The organism is uncultured Lamprocystis sp. (genome assembly GCF_903933125.1).
Lineage (GTDB): Bacteria > Pseudomonadota > Gammaproteobacteria > Chromatiales > Chromatiaceae > Thiodictyon.
The window spans coordinates 41,772-48,079 of the sequence record NZ_CAIZIZ010000325.1; the positions used below are offsets into that span (position 1 = coordinate 41,772).

The following is a 6,308-nucleotide window of genomic DNA, read 5'->3' on the forward strand; positions in this document are numbered from 1 at the left end:
CGAACCGGATCGAACCGGATTCAACCCGCGAATACAACATCGCTCGCGCACCGAGAACGCCCAGTGAGACTACCCGCGCCATTCGTGCTGTGCCTTTACGCAGCACTCTTGACCCCGCTCCCGGCCCAGGCGGAGACCCGTTATGTCACGGACCAAATTGAAAGCACGCTACGCACCGGCGAGAGCACCCGCTTCAAAATCCTGAAGATGCTGCCGAGCGGCACGCGCGTCGAGGTACTGGACGTCAACCAAACCACCAAATACGCACGGGTCCGCACCGCGGACGGCGCCGTGGGTTTCGTGCCGGAAGCGCAACTCCAGAGCGAACCCGCCGCGCGCAGCCGCCTCGCCGAACTGGAGACACGCCTGGCCGAACTGCAGCAGGAGCCGGACGCACTCGCCGCCCGGCTCACCAAGGTCCAGAACGAACACGGCGCTCTGCAATCCGGCTATCAGACGCTGGAGCGGGAAAAGCAGTTACTGGAACAGCAATTGGCGACCATCCGCCACGCCTCCGCCAACGTCATGGACATCACCACCGATCGGGAGCGCCTGCGCCTCCAGGTTGCCAACCTCACCCGCGCCCGTGCCGACCTGGAACAAGAGAACCGCGATCTCAAGAACCAGACCAACCTGCGCTGGTTCCTGATCGGCGCCGGGGTCCTGATCGGCGGCATCCTGCTTGGGCTGCTGCTGCCGCATCTGCGGCTGGGGCGGCGGAAGAGTAGCTGGGGATCGTTGTGAGGTCGGCCTGCCATGATCGCCGTTCCGGCGAAAGTGACCGCCCGGATTTGTCCACAGATGTCACAGATGTTCACAGATGAAGAAAAACATGAGGCGAAATCGCCTCATAACACACGAACGGTGCAACGAGGAACGGCGCGCAAGAGCTTGACAATCCGGCAAAGCCTTGATCCAATTCAGGAAAGGTGACGAGTTATGGTGGTTCGTCCGCCTAAATGCAGTCTTAGGCGCCACGTCTTCATAGCTAACTTGCGAAACAATCGGTTGTTTGATGCGAATATATTTGGACGTATGCGCGTTTAATCGGCCGTTCGATGATCAGAAACACATCCGCGTACGCCTCGAGTTACTCAAGAAAACGGCGACCGAATCGCAAATTGTAGCAATCTCGCAGTTCCGGCGACAGTTTACTTAATTCCCGCTGGTTACAGATACCAAATTGAGTAAGCTGCCCCCGAAACTGGAAACCCTTACCCGACGCGGACTTACACCCAGCAAGAGACGCCGAGCTTTGCTCGGCGCTATAACTTTCGCTTCAAAAGCGAGCGCGCGCCACGGGCGTTGTGCTAACTTGTCATCTGGGGCGCGCGCCGCTTGGCCTTGATCGTAAATCCACTGAGACCTACTGATTCATGTGGGCGAGGGCTCGCAAGGCCATGTTCTGCAATGGGTAGGCGACCCTAGGGCCGAACGATGTGGGCGGAATTATGATCAAGGCCCGCCGCTTTAAGCTGAACGTTGGGCACCATATCTCGCTAGTCCGGAGTACACTCTGTTCCATGTCTAACCATGCCCCAGAAAAATATCGTGTGCTTTCCCTTTTCTCCGGAGGAATGGGGCTAGACCTTGGGCTTGAAAGTACTGGTCGCTTCAGAACAGTTGCTTGCATTGAAAAGGAGTCAGCTTTTTGCGAAACCATCCGGCGAAACAGAGATACAGGCAGACTCCCGAGAGACTTACAGGTTATCGAAGCGGACTTATCAAGGTTGGATCCAGCGTCAACGCTTGAAGAGCTTGGACTCGAAAAAACTGCGATAGATGTTGTCGTCGGCGGCCCACCATGCCAATCGTTCAGTACCGCTGGAAGGCGCGGAACAACGCAAGATCCTAGGGGAACTTTACTATGGGACTTCCTGCGATTTGTGTCTTATATAGAGCCAAAGTTTTTCCTTATGGAAAACGTCCGTGGCCTTCTTTCAGCCGCATTAAAGCATCGCCCGATTGCCGAGCGTCCCGAGAAAGGCGGTTTGCCACTTGCTGAAGAAGAAGAGCCGGGCTCAGTTGTTCGTTTATTCGCTAAAGACTTGTCTGCGGTAAATGGCGGTTATCATTTGGATATATTTGAGGTGAATGCCGTCAACTACGGTGCACCACAGCTTAGAGAACGGGCACTTTTTATTGGTAGCAAATTTGGAGAGCAAGTTGAGTTTCCGGCACCTACACATGGTCCCATCGAAAAGGATGAGATTCAAGGAGATCTGTTTGAGACTCCGCGTCTTATGCCGTGGCGGACTTTAGGCGATGCTTTGAATGGTTTAGAAGATCCAGATCCGAAAATTATGGACTTTAGTCCCCGTAAGAAGAGTTTTCTCGCAATGGTTCCAGAGGGTTCAAATTGGCGTAGCCTGCCTGAAGATGTTCAGAAGGAATCAATGGGACGCGCATGGCATGCTAAGGGAGGCCGGTCTGGTTGGTGGCGAAGATTGACTTTTGATCTTCCTTGTCCAACGTTAGTCACGATGCCTAACCATGCAAGTACATCGCTCTGCCATCCCAAAGAAACACGAGCTTTGTCGATTCGGGAATACGCCCGTATCCAAGAGTTTCCGGATGACTGGTTATTTAGTGGCACGTTATCTCAGCAATATGCTCAGGTCGGAAATGCCGTACCGACTCGCTTAGGGCGAGTCGCAGGTCAGGTAATTGCGGAGGCCCTTGATAGAGTACTAATAGAAGGCACCCCGGCTAACATGATGAACTGCTTTGAGCCACGCATCGTTTATTTACAGTCGCACATACGTACCCGCCAGTGGTTTAAAGCGGGAGAGACTTTAATCTGGGAAAAAGGCGATGGGAACGAGAGAATACGATACTCTAAGCCGAAAACCGTCCGAAAGCTTAGATGTGTGTAGAACATGGCACGAGGTCATCCCGGTCTACCACGCGCTCAGAATCGAACACTGTCTCGGCAACGCTTGCTCGGACAGCTACAGCAGATTGACAACGATCATGAGCATCGAGCAAGAGTGTTGCGCCTTGAGAATTCGTTTCGGAACAAGATTGAAACACATATATCCTCACTTCCGGCTCAAGATGCAATTTTCCAGAAATTTAACACTAGCCCTTACGTACTACTGATACACGCGCGTCAACGAGGCTATTCCAAAGTCAGCGAACTTGAGGGCGACATTCTTCCGGCAAAGCAGTTCTCGTCCATGGAAACGTCTGCCGGCCGGATGGTTGAAGAAGTAGTTCTTCCAGAATACGGCTGGGAATGCGTTGCTAGCGAAATGCACACATCAAATTCGGCTTTGGACGGTAAGCGTTTGGAAACAAGCGTTTACCACCTTGCCACGTTAAAGAGCGGACCTCGATGCCTGAATGACGAAATGAGCGAGAATTTTGCCGATGCAGTCCTTGCCAACTATGCATCTTGGTCTAATGAATCAGGCCGAACTAGAATTGATTTTACATATGGGGTGCTGTACGGAACAGAGAAACTCTCCAACAAGAAAGACTGGCACATACTGAGGAATATTGATCAGAAATTCGGCGCTGATCTGACAGTTTCTCCAGATAGCCAATGGACCTGCCAATTTGTCAAAAATGGTGTAACAGTTGATGTGACTATACGAATTGGCCTCGATTGGTGGCATCATTTGGGAGGTGAGTTTTGCTTCATCGAAGTATTCACGGCGCTAATTCGAGCCTGCGTAAACGTCGGAATTTCCGATTCAAACAGTTATGTATACACGATTAGCGATTTGAACGATATCGTTTCGACGTACTGCATTCGTGAGGACTACAACGTCTCGTTGCTACAGCGAAGTCAGCTTCCGTGGCTTTTCTTAATGGCCAGACATTTCTGCGATGAACTCACTGATTGAAAATCGAGCCCAACACGCCCTTCAAGCCGGGACTAATAGGGGACAGACCAGAATGGCGTTAAGTTACGATTACGGTGACAGTTTACTACGATTACGGTGACAGTTTACTAAATGCATTCTTTACTTGATTCCAGAACCGAGAAAAGCATAAAGAATGCCTCCGGCGTAGGGACTTCGGTAGCCCGACGCCCCCGCCACAGACCCGGACGTGCAGTTTTCCCGCATCCGGTTCCTCGGTCGTACTCGCTTTCGCGCGAGTGCGAGGTTTCATGCGAGTTCCGGGGACAGTTCATGAGTTCCGAGTTCCGAGTTCCAGTTCCGCCAGTTCCGCCAGTTCCGGGGACAGTTTACTTATCTCCCCGCTGGTTACAAATACCGAATTGAGTAAGCTGCCCCAGAAATCGTAACAAAATGATTGACCTACCGTACTCACTCATTATTGAAACGACTGATGAGCCGGATTTCTTCAGCTATTTTTCGCCAGATCTTCCGGGTTTCTCCGGCGTAGCTCACTCAGTCGAAGGCTGCATCTACCAGGCAAGGCTCGGGATGCTGGAACATATTGATCTCTTGCGGGGGGTAAATGGGCCAAGCTCAATTGAAGTTTCCTCTGCGTGCCGGGTTTTATTGAGCCTGCCCCTTATCCTCGCTGAACCCGGCAATGACTCGCACAAAGACACGAAGCACACCCAGAAAAACGGATCATCGAAAGCGTCGGGCTGATCACCGCGCGAATAACCGGTGCGACTGACCTATCGCGTTGAAAATCTTTCGCCACCGACGGAGCCCACGCCATGCACCAACCCGCACTGAAGCAAGACCGCTTCACCTACGGCGACTACCGCCGCTGGCCGGACGATGAACGCTGGGAGTTGATCGACGGTAGGGCCTACGACATGTGCCCGGCCCCGAGCCGGGGTCATCAGGCGATGGTGGTCGAGTTGGTCAGACAGATCGGCAACTTCCTGGTCGACAAACCCTGCGAGATCTATGTCGCACCCTTTGACGTGCGTTTGCCGAAGGCCAAGGAAGCCGACGACCAGGTGGACACCGTGGTCCAGCCCGACATTGCCGTAATCTGCGACCCCGAGAAGCTCGACGAGGCCGGCTGCCGCGGTGCGCCCGACTGGGTGGTCGAGGTCCTGTCCCGCCGCACCGCCGCCAAGGACCAGGGCGAGAAGCGCGACGCCTACGAACGGGCCGGCGTCCGGGAATACTGGCTGGTCCACCCCACCGACTGCACCCTGATGATCTACCGCCTCGCGGACGGTGCCTACGGCCGCCCCGAGGTCAGGCCGCTCCTCGGCGAGACGGCGGTCGGGGCCATCGCCGGGCTCACTGTCATCTGGCCCTGATTCGGCGTACCCGGCCCCGCATCGTTGACGAAGGATGGGGCCGTCGGCGGGGCTGATGGTCGATGCGCTACGCTTATCCACCACAAAACCGGCGCCGCTGTAGGGTGAATAAGGCGCGCCGCACGGTGTTTGGGAGCCGGCACATCGGTCGTGCGCGCCACATCCACCAAGGATCGCCCCAGAAGACCGTGGTGGAAATGGGCTGGTGTCGCGTACGACGGCCTCGCGTCAGGACGTTATCGTTTCGTCCTGTTCCACATAACGCGTCAGGAGCCCCAGCCCGCCATCGCCGCCGACCCGCGGGATGCACACCCGCCAGCCGGCACCGGGTGCGACGGTCAGGGACTCGCCCTCCAAGGTCTCCATGTGTTCGAGCCGGAAACGCCGGTTCCCTGTCGGGGTGAGCAGATGCAGCTCATCGCCGACGGCGAAGCGGTTTTTGACCTCGATCGCCAGCCAATCCGGACGCGCCGCCGCGTCCGGCGCGATGACCTCACCGACAAAGATTTCCCGATCGGTGCGCGACACCCCATCAGCATAGTTCTGAATCTCGGCTGCGGCATGGCGGCGGTAAAACCCTTCCGTGTAGCCACGGTTGGCCAGACCCTTCAGTTCGGCGAGCAGTTCGCGGCGGAAACCGCGTCCGGCGAGTGCGTCGTCGATGGCCGCCCGGTAGACCTGGGCCGTCCGCGCGGCGTAATAATGTGACTTGGTCCGGCCCTCGATCTTCAGGCAGTCGATCCCCATGGCCACCAGCCGATCGACATGCGCCACCGCCCGCAGGTCGCGCGCGTTCAGGATGTAGGTTCCGTGCTCGTCCTCGAAAATCGGCATGGTGTCGCCGGGCCGCTTCCCCTCGGTGAGCAGATAGACATCATCCGCCCGCGGGTGCCGATTCTGACCGCCCCCGCACTGCCCCGCCTGGTCCGCCGGCGCATCGGCCAATCCATCGTCCGCCGCAGCGGACGCATCCAACTGGTATTCCCAGCGACAGGCGTTGGTACAAGAGCCCTGATTGGCGTCACGGTGGTTGAAATACCCCGAGAGCAGGCAGCGCCCGGAGTACGCGATGCACAGCGCGCCATGCACGAAGACTTCCAAC

General features: G+C 56.1%; 6 protein-coding genes. 5 read left to right on the top strand and 1 reads right to left on the bottom strand.

What is annotated here, in order from left to right; genetic code table 11:
* Positions 1–63: 63 nt before the first annotated feature.
* From QZY03_RS16965 to QZY03_RS16985, 5 genes are all read left to right on the top strand, one after another.
* Entirely contained in the window at positions 64–744 is a 681-nt protein-coding gene (locus QZY03_RS16965) for a TIGR04211 family SH3 domain-containing protein (RefSeq protein WP_295583113.1), read from the top strand.
* Between the two features lie 779 nt (positions 745–1,523).
* Positions 1,524–2,876 carry a DNA cytosine methyltransferase gene (locus tag QZY03_RS16970; RefSeq protein WP_295583115.1) on the top strand — a complete coding sequence of 451 codons (1,353 nt, stop codon included), beginning with the start codon at positions 1,524–1,526 and terminating at the stop codon, positions 2,874–2,876.
* A 117-nt stretch (positions 2,877–2,993) separates the two neighbouring features.
* The gene (locus tag QZY03_RS16975) at positions 2,994–3,851 is read left to right on the top strand and encodes a hypothetical protein (RefSeq protein WP_295583116.1); all 858 of its coding nucleotides are present in this window, start codon (positions 2,994–2,996) and stop codon (positions 3,849–3,851) included.
* A 411-nt stretch (positions 3,852–4,262) separates the two neighbouring features.
* Complete coding sequence (locus tag QZY03_RS16980; RefSeq protein ID WP_295583118.1) at positions 4,263–4,574, top strand: hypothetical protein; 312 nt, start codon at positions 4,263–4,265, stop codon at positions 4,572–4,574.
* 71 nt (positions 4,575–4,645) lie between these two features.
* The gene (locus QZY03_RS16985) at positions 4,646–5,206 is read left to right on the top strand and encodes a Uma2 family endonuclease (RefSeq protein WP_295583120.1); all 561 of its coding nucleotides are present in this window, start codon (positions 4,646–4,648) and stop codon (positions 5,204–5,206) included.
* A gap of 228 nt (positions 5,207–5,434) precedes the next feature.
* On the opposite strand, the gene QZY03_RS16990 is transcribed toward QZY03_RS16985, so the two are convergent.
* On the bottom strand, positions 5,435–6,308 hold an 874-nt coding region (locus tag QZY03_RS16990), incomplete at its 5' end, for a U32 family peptidase C-terminal domain-containing protein (protein ID WP_295583122.1).

What these genes read in the sequence shown, in the direction of transcription:
- QZY03_RS16970 (WP_295583115.1), top strand. Translation starts at nt 1,524, where the DNA reads ATGTCTAACCATGCCCCAGAAAAATATCGTGTGCTTTCCCTTTTCTCC.
- QZY03_RS16980 (WP_295583118.1), top strand. Translation starts at nt 4,263, where the DNA reads ATGATTGACCTACCGTACTCACTCATTATTGAAACGACTGATGAGCCG.
- QZY03_RS16985 (WP_295583120.1), top strand. Translation starts at nt 4,646, where the DNA reads ATGCACCAACCCGCACTGAAGCAAGACCGCTTCACCTACGGCGACTAC.